This is a genomic window from Salegentibacter profundi, from assembly GCF_054121475.1.
Genome location: NZ_JBSYGG010000002.1, coordinates 417249 through 441039, shown reverse-complemented (window position 1 = coordinate 441039; position 23791 = coordinate 417249). Strand labels below are relative to the sequence as shown.

Annotated in this window: 15 protein-coding genes; 3 read left to right on the top strand and 12 right to left on the bottom strand. The window is 43.2% G+C overall.

Going from position 1 to position 23791, the window contains the following annotated elements; translation table 11 throughout:
- Nucleotides 1–52: 52 nt before the first annotated feature.
- The 3 genes from ACW6NC_RS04890 to ACW6NC_RS04880 form a co-directional block, all read right to left on the bottom strand.
- Nucleotides 53–1654, bottom strand: a complete 1602-nt coding sequence (locus ACW6NC_RS04890) for a RagB/SusD family nutrient uptake outer membrane protein (RefSeq protein WP_457864014.1) — start codon at nt 1652–1654, stop codon at nt 53–55.
- A 13-nt stretch (nt 1655–1667) separates the two neighbouring features.
- Nucleotides 1668–4754, bottom strand: a complete 3087-nt coding sequence (locus ACW6NC_RS04885) for a SusC/RagA family TonB-linked outer membrane protein (protein WP_457864013.1) — start codon at nt 4752–4754, stop codon at nt 1668–1670.
- A 277-nt stretch (nt 4755–5031) separates the two neighbouring features.
- Complete coding sequence (locus ACW6NC_RS04880) at nt 5032–5916, bottom strand: diacylglycerol/lipid kinase family protein (RefSeq protein ID WP_457864012.1); 885 nt, start codon at nt 5914–5916, stop codon at nt 5032–5034.
- 67 nt (nt 5917–5983) lie between these two features.
- Here ACW6NC_RS04880 and ACW6NC_RS04875 point away from each other — a divergent pair, with 67 nt between their 5' ends.
- Both ACW6NC_RS04875 and ACW6NC_RS04870 read left to right on the top strand, forming a co-directional pair.
- Nucleotides 5984–6949, top strand: coding sequence for an App1 family protein (locus ACW6NC_RS04875; protein ID WP_457864010.1), 966 nt, complete (start codon nt 5984–5986; stop codon nt 6947–6949).
- A 35-nt stretch (nt 6950–6984) separates the two neighbouring features.
- Nucleotides 6985–9114, top strand: coding sequence for a Tex family protein (locus ACW6NC_RS04870; RefSeq protein ID WP_457864009.1), 2130 nt, complete (start codon nt 6985–6987; stop codon nt 9112–9114).
- Nucleotides 9115–9182: 68 nt separating this feature from the next.
- Here ACW6NC_RS04870 and ACW6NC_RS04865 read toward each other — a convergent pair whose 3' ends face one another.
- The 5 genes from ACW6NC_RS04865 to ACW6NC_RS04845 all read right to left on the bottom strand — a co-directional run bounded on the left by ACW6NC_RS04865 (nt 9183) and on the right by ACW6NC_RS04845 (nt 14321).
- Complete coding sequence (locus ACW6NC_RS04865; protein WP_457864008.1) at nt 9183–9827, bottom strand: PRC-barrel domain-containing protein; 645 nt, start codon at nt 9825–9827, stop codon at nt 9183–9185.
- A 19-nt stretch (nt 9828–9846) separates the two neighbouring features.
- Nucleotides 9847–10071: a hypothetical protein gene (locus tag ACW6NC_RS04860; RefSeq protein ID WP_457864007.1), complete on the bottom strand. Its 225-nt coding sequence runs from the start codon at nt 10069–10071 to the stop codon at nt 9847–9849.
- Nucleotides 10072–10219: 148 nt separating this feature from the next.
- A complete protein-coding gene (locus ACW6NC_RS04855; protein WP_457864006.1) occupies nt 10220–11575 on the bottom strand; it encodes a M28 family metallopeptidase in 1356 nt (451 codons plus the stop codon).
- Nucleotides 11576–11682: 107 nt separating this feature from the next.
- Nucleotides 11683–11970: a YtxH domain-containing protein gene (locus tag ACW6NC_RS04850; RefSeq protein ID WP_457864005.1), complete on the bottom strand. Its 288-nt coding sequence runs from the start codon at nt 11968–11970 to the stop codon at nt 11683–11685.
- Nucleotides 11971–12107: 137 nt separating this feature from the next.
- Complete coding sequence (locus ACW6NC_RS04845; RefSeq protein ID WP_457864004.1) at nt 12108–14321, bottom strand: bifunctional alpha,alpha-trehalose-phosphate synthase (UDP-forming)/trehalose-phosphatase; 2214 nt, start codon at nt 14319–14321, stop codon at nt 12108–12110.
- Nucleotides 14322–14417: 96 nt separating this feature from the next.
- Here ACW6NC_RS04845 and ACW6NC_RS04840 point away from each other — a divergent pair, with 96 nt between their 5' ends.
- The gene (locus ACW6NC_RS04840; protein WP_457864003.1) at nt 14418–16217 is read left to right on the top strand and encodes a glycoside hydrolase family 15 protein; all 1800 of its coding nucleotides are present in this window, start codon (nt 14418–14420) and stop codon (nt 16215–16217) included.
- Nucleotides 16218–16267: 50 nt separating this feature from the next.
- On the opposite strand, the gene ACW6NC_RS04835 is transcribed toward ACW6NC_RS04840, so the two are convergent.
- The 4 genes from ACW6NC_RS04835 to ACW6NC_RS04820 all read right to left on the bottom strand — a co-directional run bounded on the left by ACW6NC_RS04835 (nt 16268) and on the right by ACW6NC_RS04820 (nt 23740).
- Entirely contained in the window at nt 16268–18028 is a 1761-nt protein-coding gene (locus ACW6NC_RS04835) for a mechanosensitive ion channel family protein (protein WP_457864002.1), read from the bottom strand.
- A 108-nt stretch (nt 18029–18136) separates the two neighbouring features.
- Nucleotides 18137–19951, bottom strand: a complete 1815-nt coding sequence (locus tag ACW6NC_RS04830) for an acyl-CoA dehydrogenase family protein (RefSeq protein WP_457864000.1) — start codon at nt 19949–19951, stop codon at nt 18137–18139.
- A 130-nt stretch (nt 19952–20081) separates the two neighbouring features.
- Nucleotides 20082–21275 (bottom strand): acetyl-CoA C-acyltransferase, encoded by a 1194-nt coding sequence (locus tag ACW6NC_RS04825; protein ID WP_457863999.1) that lies wholly within the window; start codon nt 21273–21275, stop codon nt 20082–20084.
- Nucleotides 21276–21334: 59 nt separating this feature from the next.
- A complete protein-coding gene (locus tag ACW6NC_RS04820) occupies nt 21335–23740 on the bottom strand; it encodes a 3-hydroxyacyl-CoA dehydrogenase/enoyl-CoA hydratase family protein (protein WP_457863998.1) in 2406 nt (801 codons plus the stop codon).
- Between the last annotated feature and the right edge of the window lie 51 nt (nt 23741–23791).

Here is a 23791-nt window from a genome sequence, read left to right as displayed (position 1 = left end):
GAGACTTAAAAGAACGCGGTCCTTTAAGTCTCTTCTACATGTTTAATTTCTTTTAATATCCCTCGTTCTGAATTAAGTTTGGATTCGAGGTAAGGGCATTGGTTGGAATAGGGAACAGGTTTACATGCTCACCGGTAGCATCTTTAAATGCCCACTCCGAACTAAACTTCCCAAATCGGACCAAATCCTGGCGTCTCCACATTTCATTATAGAGTTCTCTACCACGTTCATCCAGCATTTCCTGGTCTCCCAGGGAGCCTAATTCTCCGGCTCCACGAAGGCTTCGCAACTCGTTGACTAATTCCAGGGCCGTAACTCCTGCTGTTCCACCTCTCATAATGGCCTCAGCCTTCATCAGATGAGCGTCAGCATAGCGAAATAAAATATAATGCCCGGTATAGGCTCCATTGGATGGATGGTATTTCAAAACCCTGATTCCGGTTCTCTCATTATTGCCTAAGAGTCCTGGTAATTCTTTGGTGTAAAACAAGGGGTTTCCGGCACGGTCTTCCGTCATAGTTCCATCAAGCTCGTATTGCTGTCCGTGAAGGAATCCAAGCCCTATATCTGAACCATCTACAAAACCATCGCTATCTTCATCTTTTCCTCCGGCAAAATAGCCGTCGGTATCTGGCGAGGAACCAGATAATGGTACAAAACCTCGACGCTCTTCCTGTCCGGCTCCTGGGTGATTATTATCCCCTTCACCTTCAAAGAGATCATAGAACTCGGCCAGGGTGGAGAACCCATTCCAGCCACCTCCGGCATTGTCCGGGGTGGTTTGGTAATAATGCAGGCCATTCCATATTTTGGAACCGACTCCCGTTTCTGTATACCAAATGGTTTCGGTGTCTACCGCAGGTTTAAAGATTTCAAAGAAACCGCTTTGTAATCCAAATCCGAATTCATCGATAGCATCTACGTGTTCTATCACCGCGTTCATATCCTCAGCCGAGGCTTCTGCGGCACCGGTATAGATATGCTTGTTAAGAAGCATTTTTGCGATCAGGTAATGCGCTGCTGCCTTGTTGGCAAACATGGCTTCTGAACCAGGACCGGCAGCTCTTAGGTCGGGTAAAGCAGACTGAAGATCATCCATTATAAAATCAAAGGCTTCACTTCTTTGCATGACTATCGGATCGATATCGGGATCCTGGTCAACTTCTCTAAAAGGCACCTGGCCGTAGAGATCCATCACCCAAAACATGCTAAATGCTCTGAGGAATTTAGCTTCAGCAAGTTCTTGCGGGCTGGCGTTACTTTCCGGAGCAATGATCTCGGAGAGGTTGAATACATTCCGGTTCATATTATTCCAGGTATTAAGGATGAACTGGTGGTTGGCATCCCATGTGTGTTGATGCAAGGTTCTCCATAATCCGTTATCTCCCCAGTCCGTTCCCCTGGTAGGCACTAGCATCTCATCGGTGGTTACTTCTTGAAGCGCATAGAGGTTTTCCTGGGTATCCAGTTGTCCCCTTAGGCTTTGATAGGCATTTGTAAGTGCACTGGGCACATCACTGACACCCCCGAAGCCACCACTTTCAGTGGTTTCCCTGAAGACAGAGTCGGTTTCTTCCAGCTCCAGGTCAGTACAGCCTGTTACGCCCACTAGCAGGGCCAGAAGAATCGATTTATTTATAAGTTTTATTTTCATAATAATTCTTTATTTAAAATGATACGTTGAGTCCTAAAGTTACTGTTCTTGGTCTGGGATATGCAGTAAATTCAATCCCGGCCGTTGGAATGCCATTAAGAGACTTATCAGTATTGACTTCTGGGTCCAGGCCTGAGTAGTCAGTTATAATGAAGAGGTTCTGTCCGGTAAGACTGAGTCTTGCTGAATTCAGGAAACTATCTGGATCCAGATCGAAATTATAGCCCAAAGTGGCATTTTGTAATCTTAGGAAATCACCTTTTTCCAGGAACCTGGTAGAAACATCAGGGGCATTGTTTACGGCTTCTCCGTTGCCAATGACATTTTCGGTTACGTTTGAACCTGAATTAAGCGCTCCTGCGGTAAAAAATGCATTTTCTGTATTATTATATACGTAGAATCCATATTGCCCGGTAAGGAAAGCAGAAAGGTCCCAGTTCTTGTATTCAACCCGGGTGGAAATCCCTAGGTTGGTAGTAGGTAGGGCACTTTTTCCTACGAAGGTCTGCACATCGCCGTTGGGATAAATACTCTGACCATCGGCATCAAAACCTCCGAATTCTCTAAGATAATAAGAAAAAAGTGGCTGTCCACCTGCAAGGAGCTGTGCATAGGCATTGGTCAGTCCCTGACCGTTTATACCTCCTGTTTGCACACTGCCTACAAAATCCTCCACCATATTGTCATTATAGGAAATATTAAACCCGAGATTCCAAAAGAATTCCTCTTCCTGGAAAATGTTATAGTCAATCATGAATTCCACACCCTTGTTGATCACATTGGCAGGCAGGTTTTCCCACCTGAAATCCTGTGATGCCGGCTGAGCTGAAAAGGTTTGGAATAAAAGATCGGTAGTTTTTTTATGATACAGATCAATCGAACCACTTAAGCGGTCACTCATAAAGCCAAAATCAAGGCCTATGTTGGATTGTGCGGTGGTTTCCCATTTAAGATCAGCATTGTTAAAGGTCACCTGTCCAGTTCCCGGCAGGCGAACTCTTCCATCATCGCCCACACCAATACCACTGAATCTTTCTCTCTCCAGGTATAAGCCATAAGGGATCTCCTGGTTACCAGTTTCTCCGTAACCCAATCTTAACTTTAAAGTAGAGAAAGCATCAGGAGAGAAATCCTCCTCGGCAATCTTCCAGGCAAAGGCTGCGGAAGGGAAGCTACCATATTTGTTGTTGCCACCAAAACGGGTGGAACCATCAATTCTAAGGGTAGCTGTGAAAAGATATTTTTCTGCGATATTATAATTTACTCTTCCAAAGAACGATTGCAATTCATCGGTTGTGTGAAAGGTATCCCCTGCAATGGCCCGTGCCAGCACACCGGTTGGTTGGGTGTCGGGCCTTTCATTAATGACCACTTCCGGGAATAGGCGATTGATAAACAAGCCTTCTTCATCAAATCCATACTGTTGATAAGAGCCAGAAATTCCTCCCTCAATAATATTACGAGACCGCTGCAGGTCATCGATCATAGCCTGCATTTCCATATTCTCAAATCCCCAGCCACTCACGTTAATTCCCTGGCGATCGAACTCCTGGTAAGAGTATCCCACAAGGACATCAAGCGTGGAATTCTCAAATTCCTTATCATAGTTTAATGTGGCCTCAAGCAGTTGGTTGGTGTTTTCGATCTCGTTGATCTGAGAACGACCATTTCCCGGAACTGCACTTTGGATGCCCTGGATATCTCCTGAAATTCCAAAACCTCTGTAAGAATCAGCCTTGTCGTATCCTAAAGTTACCTTGGCTGAAAGTTCATCAAAGATGGAATAATCAGCCGAAAAGTTTATAAGGAACCTGTCGGTTTCAGTTTGATCAAGGGTGTATTTCAATAAGGCATTCGGATTGATCTGTCCCTGGAAGGCATCTGGATCACTGGGTAGGGTTGGATTAGCCCTGTAGGCTGCTCCTAAAAGGTCTCCCTGGAAGCCAGCGTTGTTAGAGATAGGTGCGCGTTTGTCATCTACCCTTGAAAAGGTAGATTGCAAACTAAGTTTCAATTTATCTTCAAAGAGGCGATGGTTCATATTCAATCGTCCTGAAAGTCTTTGCATATCAGAATTTTCAACAATACCCATGAGGTCTGAATATCCTCCTGAAATACGATAATTCCCGTCTTGGTATGCATTGGAATAGGAAAGGTTATATTCCTGGTTGAATGCGGTACGGGTGATCTCATCCTGCCAGTCGGTATCGGCGCCCCAATCTACTGCGCTGGGATCATTCCCGGTCTCAGCGTAGGCATCGAGCCATTCTTCCCTGTTTAAAAGGTCATATTCATTAGCCGGAGTGGCCACGCCAACACTGGAGCTAAAATCAAATTTTCCTTCCATACCTCTTCCGCTTTTGGTAGTGATTATTACCACTCCGTTGGCACCACGCGATCCATAGATGGCGGTGGCAGAAGCATCTTTCAAAACACTCATGCTTTCAATATCCTGAGGGTTCAGGAAGTTTAAAGGGTTTTTAGGGGAGCTATCGCCAAACCCGGCATTGCTACCTCCTGCAGATACATTATCTCCACCAAGTGGCACTCCATCAACCACAAAAAGCGGATCATTCCCACCGCGCACAGAGGTTGTTCCCCTGATCCTGATGTTTACGCCACTTCCCGGTTCACCACTTGTAGAGGTGATCTGTAAACCTGCGGTCCTACCCTGAATAAGTTCTTCAGGAGAGGCGACCACCCCACGGTTAAACTCTTCCGCACTTACTGTGGAAACAGCACCTGTGGCATCCCGCCGTTCTACAGAGCCATAACCGATTACCACAACCTCACTAAGGGCGGCTGCATCTTCCTGTAAGGTAACATCGATGGTTTCTCGACCATTTACAGGAATTTCCTGCTTGGTAAAACCTAAAAAACTAAAAACCAATACAGCATCGTCGGCCACATCGTTTAAAGAATAATTTCCATCGAAATCACTGGTTGTACCATTACTTGTTCCCTTTACCACAATATTAACACCTGGTAAAGGCATTGAGCCGTCGGTCACAGTTCCTGACACCGTGTTCTGCGCCTGGGCGTACCCAAAGCAGAGAAAGGTAAACAGAAAGATCCCGACCTTCAGTAGTCTTTGTTTCATAAACTTTTTTAGTTAATTAGTAATTAGTGAATTTAGTTGTTCTCGTGGACTAATCTAACGAATTTTTATGTTAAAACTAATGGCACCTATTAACGATAACGTTGTAGTGTTTTATATTATGTAGCAAACTAATGTTAAAATTGCGACTTTCGTAATAAAGAAAAAAATAGTGGAATACTAGGGATGATAAGGGGTAAAAGGTTTGTTGATGGTAATTATGCAACCAAAAATGGATGATGTTTTTGATTTGTTAGCATTGTTGAAAAATAATGCAGTTTTATTGATCCGGAGTGGCAATTTTTAACTTTTTCGGAATGATTTTTACTGCAATTTCTTCTTTTTCTCCCAGGTACTCCCCATCAATTTGAAATGCCACCGGGCTATTACACTTCACTTTGGCTTGGGTAGCCGGAATAATCAAGGCAAACTCTGGGTCCAGGTGCTCTTCATTTCTAAGAGTTTTGAAGATTTCCAGGATGTCAAACTCTTTGAATACAATGATTTCAAAGATACCATCGTCAGGCTTTCCCTTAGGATTAATATTGGCACCAGTGCCATATTTCCCGAAGTTGGCAAAAGCCAGCAGGATTCCTCTTTTCTTAAAATGTTCCTTTTCGGTGGTGATTTCAAACTCAAAGGGATATTTGCTTTTCAGCAAGGTAGGGATAGACTGTAATAAGTAACCGAATTTGCCACGGATATTGGAGTATTGATAGTTCTTGATCAATTCTGCATTAACTCCAAAATCACTCATATGCAAACAGTATTCCCCGTTGATTTCAAGAATGTCAATATATTTGAAATTGTCGCCCAGAGCAATTTCGATCTGTCGGGAAAGAGCAATGGTGGTCAGGCCCAAATTAAAAGCCAGACCATTAGCAGAGCCTGCGGGAATTATCCCAAGGGGCAGGTCCAGGGGCGTGATAATTTCTGCTGCCATTTTAATAGTACCATCTCCGCCTGCTACGATCACTCTTGATGGAGTGATTCTGGATAGTAGGTTTCGGATTTTAGCGGAATCTTCAATTCCGCAGGTGGTATATACCTCACACAGGGAGCCTTTCTTTGCGATGTTTTTTTTAACTTCATCTATAAGTTGATCTTTATTTAGATTTCCGGCAATCGGATTAACAATAAATAAGATCGGCTTATTTTCTTCCATACCTCTGATTAATAAAATTAAAATTAACTAATTTGGACGGAACCAAATTTTATAAAAGTCTAAAATTTTGAAACTTGATCTTAAACTCTATCGCGGTTATGTTAATGAGCAGGAACTCGTGGTTTTCGGACATTTGTTTAAATCCCTGGCCCCAGACCGATATCGGATGGACCGCCGAGGAATACGGCATGCTGTTTCGGTCTTCCAGATGTTTCGTATAAAGCCACTTAAAAACATAGCGATAAGGTTAAAATTCAAAAGCAAGGAGGTGGTTACCAAGACCCTGGATGATGGATATTTCAGGTTTAACCTCCCCTTTAACGAAAAGCTTGAAAGTGGTTGGCATTCCTATGAAGTTAGGGCTGAATTCAGTGGGTATGGAATTGTGGAAACAGGGGAGATTTTAAAGCCCTATGAAAGTAAGCTGGCCATTATTACTGATATTGACGATACTTTTTTAATTTCTCATTCCAACAGTTTCTTTAAAAAGCTCTATGTTCTGCTTCTAAAAAATATCAATAAGCGCAAGATCTTCGAAGATGTGGTAGAACATTACCAGTACCTAAGTCTTGCGGGCCAGGAGGATGGAGACGCGGCAAACTCGTTTTTCTATGTGTCGAGCAGCGAATGGAATTTATACGGCTTTATCCACGAATTTGCGGTGATGCATCAACTGCCCAAGGCGGTCATAAAACTGAAAAAAATTAAAACCGGGATTTCAGATTTTCTTTTTACCGGTCGTGGCTCCCATGATCATAAGTTCGAAAAGGTCAAGGATATCATCTCGTTTTATCCTAATCTGAAATATGTCCTGTTAGGAGATGACTCACAAAAGGATCCGGATATCTACGAAAGGATTTGCAAGATTTTTCCAGAGAATATCAAGGCGGTTTATATTAGGCAAACTACCTATAGAAAAAAGAAAAGTGTTCTTGAGGTTCTCAATAACCTGGAAAGCCTGCACGTTTCCACCTGTTATTTTAAGGATAGTGCCCGGGCGATAAATCATTCCAAAGCTTTAGGCATCAATTAATTTTTATATTTGCCCAGACCTAAATATTCCTTTCTTTGCAACTACAAGAATTTCTAAGCTCCCAGTTAAGTTTTCCTGAAAAAAGTATTGTCAATACTCTTGCTTTATTAAAGGAAGAAGCCAGTATTCCCTTTATTGCACGGTACCGAAAAGAGGCTACCGGTAATCTCGATGAGGTTGCTATAGCAGAGATAGCTAATCTGTTTAAAAGCTTTAAGGATCTAGAGATCAAAAAACACAGTGTAATCAAGGCCATTAAAGCGCAGGATAAACTGTCTCCGGAACTGGAAGCAGCCATAGAGAACGCGCGTTCGGGTGCTGAGGTTGAAGACTTGTATCTGCCTTTTAAAAGAAAGCGACAAACCCGGGCTGATATAGCAAGAAAAGCAGGCCTGGAGTCATTAGCAAAGATGTTGATGGCGCCAAATTTTCGAAACCCTTCCCAGCTGGCTCATAAGTTTGTGAATGATCATTTCAAAGATGAGGAAGCGGTTTATAGCGGGGCCAGAGATATCATAGCAGAATGGATTAATGAGAACACCTTTCTGCGGAGTAGACTCCGAGAGCTCTATTCCCGCAAGGCGAGAATTACCGTTAAACCGGTTAAGAAAGAAATCCACAATTTAGAAAAGAGTAAATATGCCCAATTTGCCAACCTGGAGGAATCTCTAAACCGAATCCCATCCCACCGGTTCCTGGCCGTTTATCGTGCCGAAAAAATAGGGCTAATAAATCTAAAAGCGGAAGTAAACCAAAAGGAAGCCCTTGAAATCATTCTAAGATACCTTATAAAAGATAAGGCCACGAACTTTTCAATTCAGCAAATTGAACTTGCTGCACAAGAAGCCTTTAAAAGACTATTAAAACCTTCATTTTCTACAGAATTCCTAAAGCTTGGCAAGGAAAAGGCGGACAGGGCCGCCATAGAGGTTTTTGCCTCAAACCTGGAGCAGCTACTTATGGCTCCGCCTTTGGGGTCAAAACGGGTGCTGGGAATTGATCCCGGTTTTAAATCCGGATGCAAGGTGGTTTGCCTGGATAATCAGGGAAGGCTATTGTATAATGAAACTATTTATCCGCATCCTCCTCAGAGGCAATTCAGCCAGGCTCAGGCCAAAATCAGGTCTTTAGTAAATGCTTATAAAATCGAAGCTATAGCCATAGGTAACGGGACGGCTGCCAGGGAGACCGAAAGCTTTATCAAAAAAGCCGGGTTGGCCAGAGATGTTTCTGTTTTTATGGTAAACGAGGCCGGGGCTTCTGTTTATTCCGCTTCAAAGCTGGCCAGGGAAGAATTTCCCGGATATGATGTGACGGTGAGGGGAGCAGTTTCCATTGCGAGACGACTAATGGATCCTTTAGCCGAACTGGTCAAAATCGATCCTCGTTCCATTGGTGTGGGCCAATACCAACACGAGGTCGAGGAAAAAATGCTAAAGGAAAAACTGGACGCTGTGGTAAAAAGTTGCGTTAATAAAGTGGGAGTGAATGTCAATACCGCCAGCAGGGAATTGCTATCGTATGTCTCAGGGATAGGAACATCCCTGGCTAAGAATATCATAGACTATAGGGATGATATCGGTGCTTTTCAAAATCGAAACCAATTGCTTTTGGTACACAGGCTGGGGGATAAGGCCTATGAACAGTCAGCCGGGTTTATAAGGATAAAAAATGCAGCAAATCCATTGGATGATTCCGCAGTTCACCCCGAGAGCTATGGTATCGTGGAAAAGATGGCTGACGATCATCATTTAGTTCCGCAAGCCTTAATCGGAAACCAGGAGATACTCAAACAGATTAAACCTGAGCGTTATATTTCTGGGGAGAGGGGGCTGCCTACCTTACAAGATATCCTCTCCGAACTGGAAAAACCTGGCAGGGATCCCAGAAAGAGCATTAGCAAATTTGAATTCGATGCCTCGGTCAAGACTATAAACGATCTTTCTCCAGGGATGAAACTCCCGGGAATCGTCAATAATATCACCAATTTCGGATGTTTTGTGGATATTGGAATCAAAGAAAGCGGCCTTGTTCATATTTCCAGACTGGCCGACAAATTTGTCAGTGATGTTAATGCAATCGTGAAATTAAACCAGCAGGTGGAAGTGACCATCGTGGATGTAGATAAGGAAAGAAATCGCATACAGCTCTCCCTGATAAACTAAAAACCTGAAAAAGAAGAAGCCTCAAAGACTACCTCTATTTTCAGGTTAATTTCATCAAGAAATAAGATTCAACTTTTTTTTCGGTAATTGGCACCATCGAATTCTTCCCGGTCATAGAAAAGATCATCCGGTCTCTTTTTACTTATTTCCCGATCATAATTTTCATCTTCAATCACCGGCTCGTCATCCCAACGGTTCGATACCGAGTTATCAGCATATTCTTCTTCTTTTCTATGCCTAACATGGGGATCGTCCAGGGTTTCCTTATCTCGGTTATAGGAACTTAATACCGCTTTTTCATACTCCCGGTTCAAATGAGCTCCTTTTTCTATTCGTTTTGTTTCCGCAAAGGTTTGGTGGGTTATTCGACTGGTAAAGACAAACTTTTCATCCTCCATAAGTTCGACCAAACCTATTGGGATGATCAGGTGATTTTCACCCTCATTGTTAACAAATTCCTTTATGTCAGGATCAGCAGGGGTACCATAAGGATCATGCCTGGCATCAATAATCGTTTGATCCACATCCACATCGAGATAGACCACCCTGTCTAGTTTTCTGTTGATCAGCAGGTTATCTACCTTGCCAATGACCCGTTTGTCAGAATCTCGTACTTCCCAGCCCCGGATATCAGGATAACCATCGGCAACCTTATAATCCTTTAACTCGCTGAGATAATATAAATGTTTTTCTTTTGGCTTATTCTTGCTCATAATGCTCTTTTTATCAGGTTTAAGAAATCACCCTATATGTTCTGGGAGAACTTAAGGTATTGTCCCGGTTATTGTGCATAGTACGCTCATCATCATTGAGTTCTTCGATATCGTCGCTTTGCTCCAACTCTTCCTCGGACTCCGCTGAATACCAAAAGACATAGGCCAGAATTCCAAGGATGATTAAGACCAATAGAATCCAGGGCCATACCGGTCTTTTCTTTTCAATTTTAATTTCTGCCATTTCATTGCAGGATTTTGGTTAGTTAGTTTAAATTTAAGGAAATGGCCAGGCATACGATCCTAAGGTTTGCCCAAAGAATTGTTAATTCGCTATTAACAAAAAAGGATGCCTTTACAGACATCCTTTCCTTCTGAAGTATAAGTCGCTTTTATCGGAAGGTTCCCGAAGGGAAAACCACTACGCTTTCATGGCCATCTTTCCCAACTGTAGCTACCCCAAAAAAGAAATTATCAATAACAATCCCTTCCAGGGTGAATTCATTAACATCCCCTACAAAGCGAGAGTGCTCCCACTGAGGCGCTGTGGTATCACGCCAATAGATCTTATATCCGGCAACATCTGCGTTGACCTTTTCCCATCGCAATTTTGCAGAAGGAGCCACAATACCACCAATTTCAACATTTTCTGGTGCAGGAGGGGCCCAGGCTAAAGAAGCCATATTAATGGCATTTACAGCAGTGAGCTTTTTGGCATAATCAAAGTTTACACCTTCTACCACATCTCCGTATTCGATGCCGTCCTGGGTTCGTAGATCCTGGTGTTGCCGATTATAATTTTCGTGTGCTTCCATAATACGAATTCCCGCGAAACCAAGATCATTAAAAGGTCTGTGGTGCCCACCACGACCGAATCGGTCTAAGCGATAAATCATCATAGGATTCATCTCGGGCATATAGGTCTGGGTAGTTTTATGCACATATCGGGCAAGTTGTCTTGATATTCCATCAACCTCGCCCCCATAGAACCTACGCATTGTTCTTTCCCTTTCTGTTTCTGTAGGAGGTACAGGTTCAGAGAAGATTCTGAAACTTCTGTTGTCAATCACCCCATCAACGCCTTCTATATTCCCGATCATATCGTTATTTAATACCCCAATGATCTCCCAGTCATTTTCCTGAGCATACCGGGCAAGCCCCTGTCCGCCGAAAAGTCCCTGTTCTTCCCCGGAAAGTCCTACATATACGATGCTGCTTTCGAATTCATAATCTGAGAGTACCCTGGCTGCTTCAATGGTGCCAGCCATTCCGCTGGCATTATCATTGGCCCCGGGGGCGTCTCCTTTAAAATCGCTTCCGTCGGAATTTCGTGAATCGATATCACCGCTCATAATAATATAACGATTGGGATATTTGGTCCCTTTTTGAATGGCTACCACATTAACAACCCAGGCATCGTGAGGAACCCGATCACTATCTTCAGTGGTTACAAAATCCTTTTGATAAAATACTTCCAGGCAATTATCGCATTGAGAGGAAATAGTTTCGAATTCGGATTTTATCCACCTACGGGCGGCTCCGATTCCCCGTGTTTCTGATAACGTATCGCTAAAAGTATTCCTGGTACCAAAACCAGCAAGGGTTCTGATGTCGCTTTCTATACGCTGGGCGGATACCTCTTCTATAATTTGATAAATGCGTTGGTCGGTTTGCTGGGACCAGAGGTTTTGCAGTGCGGTAAAAAGGGTAAAAATGCAGGCAAGGCTCAGTGTCGTTTTGGATGTCATAGGTTATCTGATTTTAGATTTCTAAAATACAGAAAGTTTAACCTATTTAAAAACAAAAAAAGCCCCGGAAAACCAGGGCTTTGTATATTTTTATTCTAAAAAACTGATTAGCTAGCTTTCATTTCGTGAATTTCTGCCTTTGCTTCATTAACCTTTTGGTTTCTCCTTGAGCTGGATAGCCCGGCCTTGGTTTTGGATTTTAAAGCATCTACCTTGTGGCTTAGTGAATCGGAAAATTCATTGAAATTCTTTCTTGCTCCTTCCAGATAGTCATCACCGGTTTTGGTAATAGCTCTACGGGTATCGGTACCTTTTTTGGGGGCAAAAAGCACTCCTAAGGCAGCACCTGCAGCTGCACCTGATAACAATCCTAATAACATTTTTCCTGATTTCATGGGTCTAAGTTTTAATTTTTAATTTATAATTTCTCGAATTATAAAATTACTTCAAATTAAAGGTGTTGCCATATTTTGCGAGTTAAGCTTGATATAAACTTTATAAGCAAATGTCAAGGAATTTAACACTTCCCGGCTTAGGTATGCTCGGCAAATAGTTGGAGAATCTCTCTTACTTTTTTGGTGTCTTCCACATAATAGAGCGCATTGGTATTTTTGATACCCACTTTAACGGTATAAGCATCATCGGGCAGCTCTCTGAAAAGATATTCATCAGTCCAATCATCACCTATTGCAAATATGAAATCATATTCTTTTCCTACGAGTTTTTTGTTTGCAGCTTTGCCTTTGTTCACATCACTGCTTTTTATTTCGAGGACTTTATTACCCTGAAGGACACTTAGCCCATGATTGGAGATCAGTTCTTTTAAAACACTGGAGAGCTCGTTAGCCCTAATTTCTCCGAGTTCCGGATCCGCCTTGCGGTAATGCCAGGCCAGGGAATAATTCTTATCCTCAATAAAAGTTCCCGGAGTACGGTCCACAAAATTTTCAATGACCGGGCGAACAGCTTCCATCCAGTCATTTTTTACATTTTCCGAAAGTTCCCATTCGCTATTTTGTTTCCTTAACCAAACCCCGTGTTCCGAGATGAGTTCTACGTTGATTTCCGCCCACCAGTTTCCAAGGGTATGCTTGTCCCTACCGCTGATTAACACCACATCGGTTTTATTGCCTTTGTTGAGTTTTGAAATCAACTCAATCAATTCATTATCCGGTTTGGCCTTTTCAGGTTTATCGGTGAAATTGACCAGGGTACCATCATAATCTAAAAAGAGGATACGGCGTTTCGCATTTTTGTACCTATCAAGGATCTGGGAAGATACTTTTGGAGAAATTCTTATGGATTGGGAAGCATCCCGGTTTTCTTTCGTGTTTGCAAGAGCTTTCATAAAATCGTTTGCCCATTTTTCCACGCTGTATCGTTTCAATCTTTTCTGAAGCATTTTATTGCGCTGGATTTGTTCGTCCTTGGACATATGAAGAGCCTGTTTGAGGGCTGCGGAAATTTGCTCGAAATTGTTCGGGTTGATCAAAAGGGCCTCGTTCATCTCATGTGCTGCCCCGGCCATTTCGCTTAGAATAAGTACGCCAGTATGGTCGGTACGGGTGGCCACGAATTCTTTAGCCACCAGGTTCATTCCATCGCGGATTGGAGTGAGCAAGGCCACATCGCAGGAAGTATATAAATCTATGAGATTTTCAAAGGGCATAGAACGATAGAAATACCAGATAGGGGTCCAGTTGACCGTGGAGAACTTACCGTTGATTCGGCCTACAAGTTCATCGATCTCCCGTTTTAGTCGCTGGTATTGAGGAACATTGGAGCGGGAAGGAACCGCTAGCATCACAAGCCTAACCTTTTCTACATATTGTGGATTTCTATCCAGGAAATATTCAAATGCTCTTATCCTGTTGGCTATACCTTTGGTGTAATCCAGCCTGTCGATACTCAAAATAAGTTTAGCATCGGGAGTGGTTCTAAGATGATGATCCAGCCTGTTTTGCAGCTCTGATTGCTCTTCGGAGGTTTTCTTGAAATGATTTAAGGCGGCTTGTTCAAATTTTTCGTAATCTATCCCCATTGGAAAGGAATCCACTTTGACAATTCTCTGGGGTAGGGTGACTTCATTGAAATCCACCTGCAGTCTTAATATGCGGCTTACCGAACTTAAAAAATGCCGTTCATAATCATAGGTATGGAACCCTATAAGGTCCGCTCCCAAGACCCCTTCTAAGACTTCCTCCCTCCAGGGAAGGGTTCTGAATACCTCGTAGGAAGGAAACGGAATATGATTAAAAAAACCAATCAGGGCTTCGGGTGCTTTTTCTCTAATCATATTAGGCACAAGTAGAAGTTGATAATCATGCACCCAGATCCGGTCACCTTCTTTATAATGCCTGAGGACTTCATCCGCATATTTTTGATTCACTTTTTTATAGACCTCCCAGTATTTAAGTTCAGCTTCTGAATATTCCATGAAATAGTGGAAAAGCGGCCAGATGGTCCTGTTGCTAAAGCCATAATAAAAACCTTCTATTTCCTCCTGGTTTAGATTCACGGAAACACAGGCCTGCTGACGGGCCTTTTTCTTTACATCCTTAGTTAGGTTTTCCGGGATTTCTTCTTCGGTAAGACCTGGCCAGCCGATCCAGATACTGTCGCCATCCCGGTGGAAGGATTTGAGCCCTGTTGCCAGGCCACCTACACTTGGGGTAACTTCAAGATTATTATCTTCGATGTTTATTTGTAAGGGTAATCGGTTGGATATGATAATGGTTTTACTCATAATTATATGTGAATGCTGTTGCTACAGAATTGATTTTTATTAAATTTCCGAAAATCAAAGCACACAACCATCCTTTTAAAAGAACTTTAAGACAATATGGATAATTTAGATTATGGAATAATAGGAAATTGTAAAAGTGCCGCCCTGGTATCAAAAACAGGTTCCCTGGATTGGTGTTGTCTACCAAATTTTGATTCTGCCGGGGTCTTCGCCAAACTGCTCGATAAAGAGAAGGGAGGAAGTTTCCAGATCCTTGTTTCCGAGGATTATAACATACAACAGGAATACCTGTGGCAAACCAACATTCTCAGTACCGTATACGATAATGGTACCGACGCGTTTCAAGTCATTGATTTTATGCCGCGCTATCCAAGGGAAGATGGCTCTTATTATGCTCCACCCGATATAATCCGGTTTTTTCGCTTGTTAAAGGGAAAGCCACAGTTTAGAATTATTTATAATCCCAAACTGGATTTCGCCCTGGAAAAGACCTATACCGAGAATAAAGGAAGTTATTTAAAGAGTTTTACCAAGGAGGGGAAATACGACTCCCTGTTTTTCTATTCCAGTTTTGAGCTAAAGGATATTGAGCAACAAAATATGCTCAGCCTAACCGAGAACGCTTATTGTCTTGTGGGATACCACGAGAAACTTATTCCACAAAACCTGGACCGGGCTTATCTTAAATTTCAGCGTACCAAGACCTATTGGATGAACTGGAGTTCGAAGACCACAAAATACACGCATTATTCTCAAGAAATTATGCGGAGTGCGCTGGTTTTAAAGGCCTTGACTTATAAAAAATCCGGAGCGGTCCTTGCTGCGGCAACTACTTCTCTTCCCGAGACGATTGGGGAAGAACGAAACTGGGACTATCGTTTTTGCTGGATCCGGGATTCCTCGATGGTTATCAAAGTAATGGCGGGACTGGGACATTTGGAGTCTGCCCAGGAATTTCTCCAGTTCATTATCGATATCATACCGAATAAAGATGAAAAGATCCAGATCATGTATGGAATAAACGGGGAGAAGGAACTCACCGAACATATCCTGGATCATTTAAAAGGTTATGAGAATTCGCAGCCTGTTCGGACGGGAAATGCGGCCTATATCCAGAAACAGAATGATATCTACGGAATTTTAATGGAGGTGATCTACCAGCAATTCCTCCAGTTTGAGACCTCCCTTGAGAACTCGGAAGAACTATGGACTATCGTTCGGGGTATTGTTAATATCGTGGAAGAACACTGGCAACAACCCGATAAAGGAATCTGGGAATTGCGTACGGAAGACAGGCATTTTGTATTCTCAAAATTACTTTGCTGGGTCGCGATAGATCGGGCCATTAAGATAGGAGAGGTACTTCGAATGGGCATAAACGATACCAAATGGAAGAGTCTTAGGGCTGAGATCTATACGGACATCTATAACAATGGCTGGAATGAGGAAATTCAGGCTTATACCCAATCCTACGGATCTACGGACCTGGACGCTTCGACCTTATTGATGGAATCTTACGGATTTATTGAAGCCAATGATCCGCGTTTTATCAAAACCGTAGAAGCTACAGAAAGGGAACTTTGTAAAGATGGGTTGATGTACCGCTACAAAAACAAAGATGATTTTGGAGAACCCTCTTCTTCTTTTACCATTTGTACGTTTTGGTTGATAGATAGTTTATTCAAGATTGGGCAAAGACAGAAATCAAAAAAACTATTCGATCAGTTGCTGGGCTATAGTAACCATTTAGGGCTTTTTAGTGAAGACATTGATTTCAAAACCAAAAGACTCCTTGGGAATTTTCCACAGGCTTATTCCCACCTGGCCCTGATTGAGACTGCGGCTAATTTTAGCAAAGGAATAAGCGCTGAAGAAAGCTGGTTAAGCGATTTTTAAGCCTTAACGTAGGCTATAGGCAAGACCTGGAACCCAAGTTGGTTCCGGGTTCAGGACTGCCTGTTATTCGGAGATTTTAGTTCAATGCGGGAACGGGTGAAATAGATCCCTTCTTCGAGTTCCCTTATGTATGCTACCATTTGCTCCCGGAGTTTACAGTGCAGATCCCAGGCTACTATGGCGTTTTTAGCACTGCAGACCGCTCTGATCCGTAAGGACTTTTCGGTCATTTGCAGAACCTGAAGCAGGGGAGGATGTTCCCGGTCCCATTCTTCGGAATTTTCAAGGAGCTCTTTAAATTTTTTCCTTAATTTATCTACATCCACGCGGTAATCTACAAAGAGTTCAATTTCATTTAATTGATGTGGACTGGTAATGGAAAGATTTTCAAAAGATTCTGAAATTACCGTTTTTAAGGGTACGATAAGTCTTTTGAGATCCCAGGTACGCACCACCATATAGGTGAACCTGATATCTTCCACATAACCCCATCGATCTTCAATAATCACCGTATCTCCAATCCGGGCAGGTTTGGTAATGGCAATTTGTATACCGGCTATGATATTGCCCAGGGTACTTTGGGCAGCGATCCCCAGTATAATGGTAGCAAGACCTGCCGAGGCCAGCATAGAGACCCCCAGTTTTTCCATAGACCGGAACTGAGAAAGGATTATAGCGGTGCCGATAATTACAACGGTAAAGGTCAAGATTCTCCTGGATACCGAAAAATAGGTAAAAAGTTGACGGGCTTCATGGCTGTCCTCGGAGGTGAGATCGCCTATTTTATTTTCGGCCACATAACGCATAAGAAAATCAAGAATTCGCATGAAGAACCAGGTCGCTGAGGCAATTACAATAGCGAGCAAAATGGCATAAATGGTACTGGAAAACATACCAGAATAGGAAATCAGGTTATTAAGGGTGATATAGAAGAAGAATACCCCTGCTGCCATTGCGGCGGGCACCCCTAGTCTTTTGGAAAGGGCAAGAATCAGTGGCCTGTCAAAGGATTTGGCTATTTTCCTTATCAACAGGATGACCAAACGGCCCAGGAAATAGGAAATAATGATCAGTAAAATAGTCAGGCCGGGTTTCCACAAAGGCACGCTACCAATTTTTGCCTGTGACCATTTTGGCATATGCCGGTCCAAAAAGGTAGGACCATAAATCTTGTAGAGTTCCTCGGTATTCTCTACAGTATTGGCGGAAATCAACCAAATAGCTCCATAATCTTCATACTTTATCCTTTGAAGTCTGAAAATAATATCCCTGTTATCAATCTGGATTTCTCCAAAGACGATACTTCTTCGTGGCTGTCCGGCCACTGCCTGGTTCGTTGTAGTGCTGATGTCCAATTGCCCATCTGGCCTATCCGGTAGTGCATCCCAGTTGATGTCTACCCGTTGATCCAGTACATAGTAGAGCTTCTGAGCCAGGTCTTCCGCCTCTTTTATACTTAACGAGTTAGGCATTAGATTGAGATTCAGGGCATGAGCAGCCTCTCTGAAATTCTGATTGCGTGCGCTGATCACAAAATGTTCCAGGGTGGCCTGGGGGGTTTGAAGGTTGAACTTAGTAGGTGGAAATCCCAGGGGATTATTGAGCCGGGACAGCACATAATAGGCCTCATTGTATTGTTCAAGGCTATTAGGAAGATAATCAGAGGATTCAGGGTCCTCTATTTTTTCTTCTGAAGGAAGCTCATTTTCAACAGCTGTGGAATCCTGCTGCTGGGGAAAGGCCGCAGCAGCAGAATGCTGTAGCAAAAAACCTAATAGAAGAAGGCATAGCAATCTCTGGGAGTTTCTCATAGCTTTTTTTTGAGTATTCTGGTATTTGATTCAGCAATTACATTAAAAATAGGGAATAAAAAAAGACCGTCTAAATGCTGACGGCCTTTTCAAACAGATTTAAACGAATTAGAAAATATATTTGTTCTCCGAAGTTAGCTTTTCTGCAATGCCGTTTCTAAGTTCTACAATATTAGGCATGTTTTCATATTTGGTGAATCGTTTTAGACCCATCAGCATCATGCGTTGTTCATCCCCTTCTGCAAAGGAGGCGATACCTTCTTTGGCTTTCTGGTTCACCGTATCCACGGCGTGATACAAATAGAGTTTGGCCATTTGTATTTGTTCACCTTGCTGATCTTCTCCGAAGCGCTTGGCATTTTTTTCAGCGCGTAAAATTCCTGATTCAGCCATATAGGTTTCAATCAGGATATCTGAAGCGGCCAATAGCAATTGCTGATGTTCTTCGAGGTCCTGCCCAAATTTCTGAACTGCACTGCCGGCAACCATGAGAAATACTTTTTTCAATTTTTTAATCATCTCCTTCTCCTGGGCAAACAGTTCTGAAAAATCCGGTTTGTCCATTGAAGGGATTCCGGTTAGTTCATCGGCTACAGCCTGGGCCGGTCCAAGCAGGTCCACATGGCCTTTCATCGCCTTTTTGATCAGCATCCCCACCGCAAGCATTCGGTTGATCTCATTGGTGCCTTCATAAATCCTGGCGATCCTTGCATCTCTCCATGCGGATTCCATAGGCGTATCTGCTGAAAAGCCCATTCCTCCGAAAATCTGTATGCCTTCGTCACTACAGTGCTGAATGTCTTCTGAACAAGCAACTTTCAGAATCGAACATTCTATGGCGTATTCTTCAAAGGTTTTTAATTCGGCATCCGCATGGGATTCCCCATTTTCCATGCGCAGGTTGATCCTATCTTCTATCATTTTTGCGGCCCGGTAATTGGCAGCTTCCCCGACCCATGCCGAGGTGGCCATCTCAGCCAACTTTGATTTTATGGCCCCAAATTTCGCGATCGGAGTTTTAAACTGAACCCTGTCATTTGCATATTTAATCGCTACATCGGTAACCCTGCGTTGTGCATCTATAGTAGCGCTGGCAAGTTTAATACGGCCCACATTCAAGGCGTTCATCGCAATTTTAAAACCGTTCCCTCTTTCGGAAAGCATGTTTTCAACCGGTACCATGGTATCGTTAAAAAATACCTGTCGGGTAGAAGAGGAGTGGATTCCCAGTTTTTTTTCCTCCTCCCCAAAGGTAATTCCATTGGGGTTCTCCTTATCGTATTCCACGATGAAACCGGTAATGTATTTATCATCTTCAATTCGGGCGAAAACGATAAACAGATCTGCGAATCCTGCATTGGAGATCCACATCTTCTGGCCATTGATCCTGTAGTGTTTACCGTCCTGGGTTAGTTCTGCTTTGGTTTTACCCGAGTTGGCATCACTGCCAGCTCCAGGTTCGGTCAGGCAGTAAGCACCGAACCATTCGCCGGTGGCTAACTTGGGAACATATCTTTTTCTTTGTTCTGGCGTTCCATAAAGAAGGATTGGCAGGGTACCAATCCCGGTATGGGCTCCAAAAGCAGTAGCAATAGAACCTGTAGCTCCTGAAATGTAATCGCAAACCAACATCGTGGATACAAAACCCATCCCGAGGCCATCATATTCTTCAGGCACTCCGACACCCAGAAAACCGAGTTCCCCGGCCTTTTGCATTACTTCTTCGGTAAGGGCATAGTTTTTCTTTTCGAATTCTTCTTTTTTCGGCCATACCTCGCGATCTACAAATTCCTTAACCGAATCACGCATCATTTTTTGTTCTTCGGTAAAATCTTCAGGAGTAAATATATCTTCGGCCCTGGTTTCCTTTACCAGGAACTGGCCACCACGAAGAAGCTCTTTTTTATTTTCTGTTGTTTCCATTACTTCAAGTATTATTTTATTTTTTGTTTTTATTTCGGAATCAGCAAAACAAAATTCAGGATCTTGTTATCTGGGAATCCTGGAATCTTTTTGTCTTTCCCTAATTTCTGATTTGAAAATCATGCGGTATCTAACTCAGGAACTCATAGACTCCGGCAGCTCCCTGACCTGTACCCACGCACATGGTCACCATGGCGTATTTATCTTTGAGATTGCGTTTTCGCATTTCATCAAATAGCTGCACTGAAAGTTTTGCCCCAGTACAACCCAGGGGATGTCCCATTGAAATCGCACCTCCGTTAGGATTCACCTTTTCAGGGTCCAGGCCTAATTCCCTGATAACCGCTAAGGACTGGGAAGCAAAAGCTTCATTTAGTTCAATGAGTTGCATCTCCTGTTGTGTTAGCCCGGCTTTTTTTAAGGCCTTTGGTATAGCCTCTACCGGTCCGATGCCCATAATTCTTGGCGGGACTCCAACCGGGGTATAGCTCACCAGGCGGGCTATGGGTTCCAGGTTAAATTCCTTTACCATTTCTTCACTCATAACCATAACAAAAGCAGCCCCGTCACTCATTTGCGAAGAGTTCCCTGCCGTTACACTTCCACCTTCTGCAAAAACAGGCCTTAATTTTCCGAGGATTTCCCTGGAGGTATCAGCTCTGGGTCCTTCATCCTTGGTGACGGTATAAGATTTTGTTTGTTTTTTACCGTCGTTTCCTACGAAGGTTTCTTCAACGTCAATAGGAACGATCTGATCCTGAAAGCGGTTCTCCTGCTGAGCCTTGAGTGCTTTTTGATGGGAGTTGAAAGCAAATTCATCCTGGTCCTCCCTGGAGACCTTATATTTTTCCGCTACTGCTTCCGCGGTAAGTCCCATGCCCCAGTAATAATCTTCATTTCCTTCTTTTGCGGCTTTATAATTTGGTACCGGTTTATAACCACCCATGGGAATATAACTCATGCTTTCGGCACCCCCTGCGATAATACAGTCGGCCATCCCGCTTTGGATCTTTGCAGAGGCAATGGCAATGGTCTCAAGGCCAGAGGCGCAATATCGGTTGACGGTCATTCCCGGAACCTTATCGGTATCAAGGCTCATTAAAGAGATCAAACGGCCCACGTTCAAACCTTGTTCGGCCTCGGGCATCGCATTACCGACAATCACATCATCGATCCTGGTCTTGTCGAAATCCGGTACTTGTTTCATCATGTATTCAATAGTCTCTACGGCCAGGTCATCCGGCCGCTTAAATCTGAACACCCCACGAGGAGCTTTCCCCACGGCAGTTCTGTATGCTTTTACTATATATGCTGTCCTATTCATTGTATGTTATATTTTGTATCATGTATATTGAAAATCTTCAGGTACACCGTAGCATAGGCTTAATTTCTAAGCGGTTTCCCTTTCTTCAACATATGCTGAAGTCGTTCTAAGGTTTTGCGTTCTCCGGTTAAAGAAAGGAATGCTTCCCGTTCGAGATCGAGAAGATATTGCTCGCTTACCATTTGCGGCTCGGAAAGATCACCTCCAGCCATCACGTAGGCCAGTTTGTTGGCGATCTTTTTATCATGATCACTGATATATTTGCCGGCGTTCATCTGATCGGTCCCAACTAAAAATGCACCCAGTGCCTGTTTTCCAAGTACTTTGATATCAGTTCTGGGAATAGGTTTGGTATACCCATTTTCGGCCATCAACATGGCGTGTTTTTTCGCTATAGCCAATTGCCTGTCGGGATTAACCACCACGATGTCTTTACCCTTTTGTAAAATATTGGTGTCAAAGGCTTCATAGGCTGAGGTGGATACCTTGGCCATTCCTATGGTTAGGAAGTGTTCCCTTAAACGGTTAAGTTCCACATCATCCTTTTCAAAGGTATCGGCTGCTCGAACGGTCATTTCCTTGGAGCCACCACCTCCGGGAATGACCCCAACCCCGAATTCAACCAAACCAATATAGGTTTCGGCAGCTGCCACTACTTTATCGGCATGAAGGGAAAGTTCACAACCACCACCCAGGGTCATGGCATGCGGAGCAGCAACAGTTGGAATAGCACTATAGCGCATTCGCATCATTGTATCCTGGAAATATTTAATTGCCATATTGAGCTCATCATATTCCTGCTCTACGGCCATCATAAAGATCATCCCAATATTGGCACCCACAGAGAAATTCTTACCGTTATTAGCCACCACTAATCCCTGGTAATCTTTTTCGGCCATTTCTATTGCCTTATTGATACCATCGAGTACATCTCCGCCAATGGCATTCATTTTACTTCTGAACTCCACATTGAGAATACCATCGCCTAGATCTTCCACGACAACGCCACTGTTTTTGAAAACTTCTTTAGACTCCCGGATGTTGTCGAGAATGATAAAGGAATCCTGGCCTGGTACTTTTACATGTTCCTTTTTTGGAATATCATAGAAATAGGTATTGCCTTCCTTTACAGTATAAAAGGATTCTTTACCAATTGCCAGCATTTCATTGACCCAGGCGGCCGGTTTTTGACCCTGGGCTTCAATAAGTTCGATTCCTTTTTTAACACCAACGGCATCCCAAATCTGGAAAGGTCCGTGTTCCCAGCCAAAACCAGCTTTCATTGCATCGTCCACCTTATAAAGCTCATCTGTGATCTCCGGTATGCGGTGAGACACATAGGCGAAAAGGGCTCCGAAATTTTTTCGGTAAAACTCGCCGGCTTTATCCTTTCCGTTGATCAGCACCTCAAAACGGTCCTGAACATTATCTATGGTTTTGGTTTGTTCCAGAGTGTCAAACGAAGCCTTTTTCTGGTCACGGTATTCCAGGGAATCCAGATCTAAGGACTTTATGGTACTGGAACCATCTTCATTTTTTATTTTCTTGTAAAAGCCCTGTCCGCTTTTGCTTCCATACCACTGATTATCCATCATGGTTTGTATAAAATCCGGCAAAGCGAAAAGCTCATGAGCTTCATCCTGAGGTACCCCCTTGTGAAGGCCGTTGGCAACGTGAACCAAGGTGTCCAGTCCGACCACGTCTACCGTCCTGAAAGTGGCCGATTTCTGACGACCAATTACAGGACCAGTGAGCTTATCGACTTCCTCAATGGTCATTCCCATATCTTTGACCATATGGAAGAGACTCATAATACTAAAAATGCCTACCCGGTTTCCAATAAAGGCGGGAGTATCTTTGGCTACTACAGATTTTTTTCCAAGGAACTTTTCCCCGTAATTATTAAGGAAGTCGAGGACTTCCTGGGATGTATCAGGACCTGGAATAATTTCAAATAATCGCAAGTATCGTGGCGGGTTAAAGAAGTGGGTTCCGCAAAAATGCTTCTTAAAATCATCACTTCGACCCTGGTTCATTTGCTGTATGGGAATTCCAGAGGTATTCGATGTAATGAGCGTTCCTGGTTTTCGGTGTTTTTCCAGGTCATCAAAAACTTTCTTTTTAATGTCAAGGCGTTCGACAACCACTTCTATAATCCAGTCCACCTCGGAAACCTTGGCGATATCGTCTTCAAGATTGCCGGTTGCTATGCGGCTTGCGAATTTCTTGTGGTAGATTGGAGAGGGTTTGGATTTCAATGCGCTTTGTAAGGACTCATTAACCAGCCGGTTTCTTACCTGTTTATCTTCCAGGCTCAGGCCTTTTTTCTTTTCCTTTTCATTGAGTTCCCGGGGAACAATGTCCAGCAGGAGCACTTCGACGCCAATATTGGCAAAATGGCACGCAATCCCGCTCCCCATAATTCCGGAGCCTATTACGGCCACTTTATTGATTCTTCTTTTCATGTTGTTGGTCAAATTTTACGATAAGGTTTTCGTTTTAATATTTATTTTTTA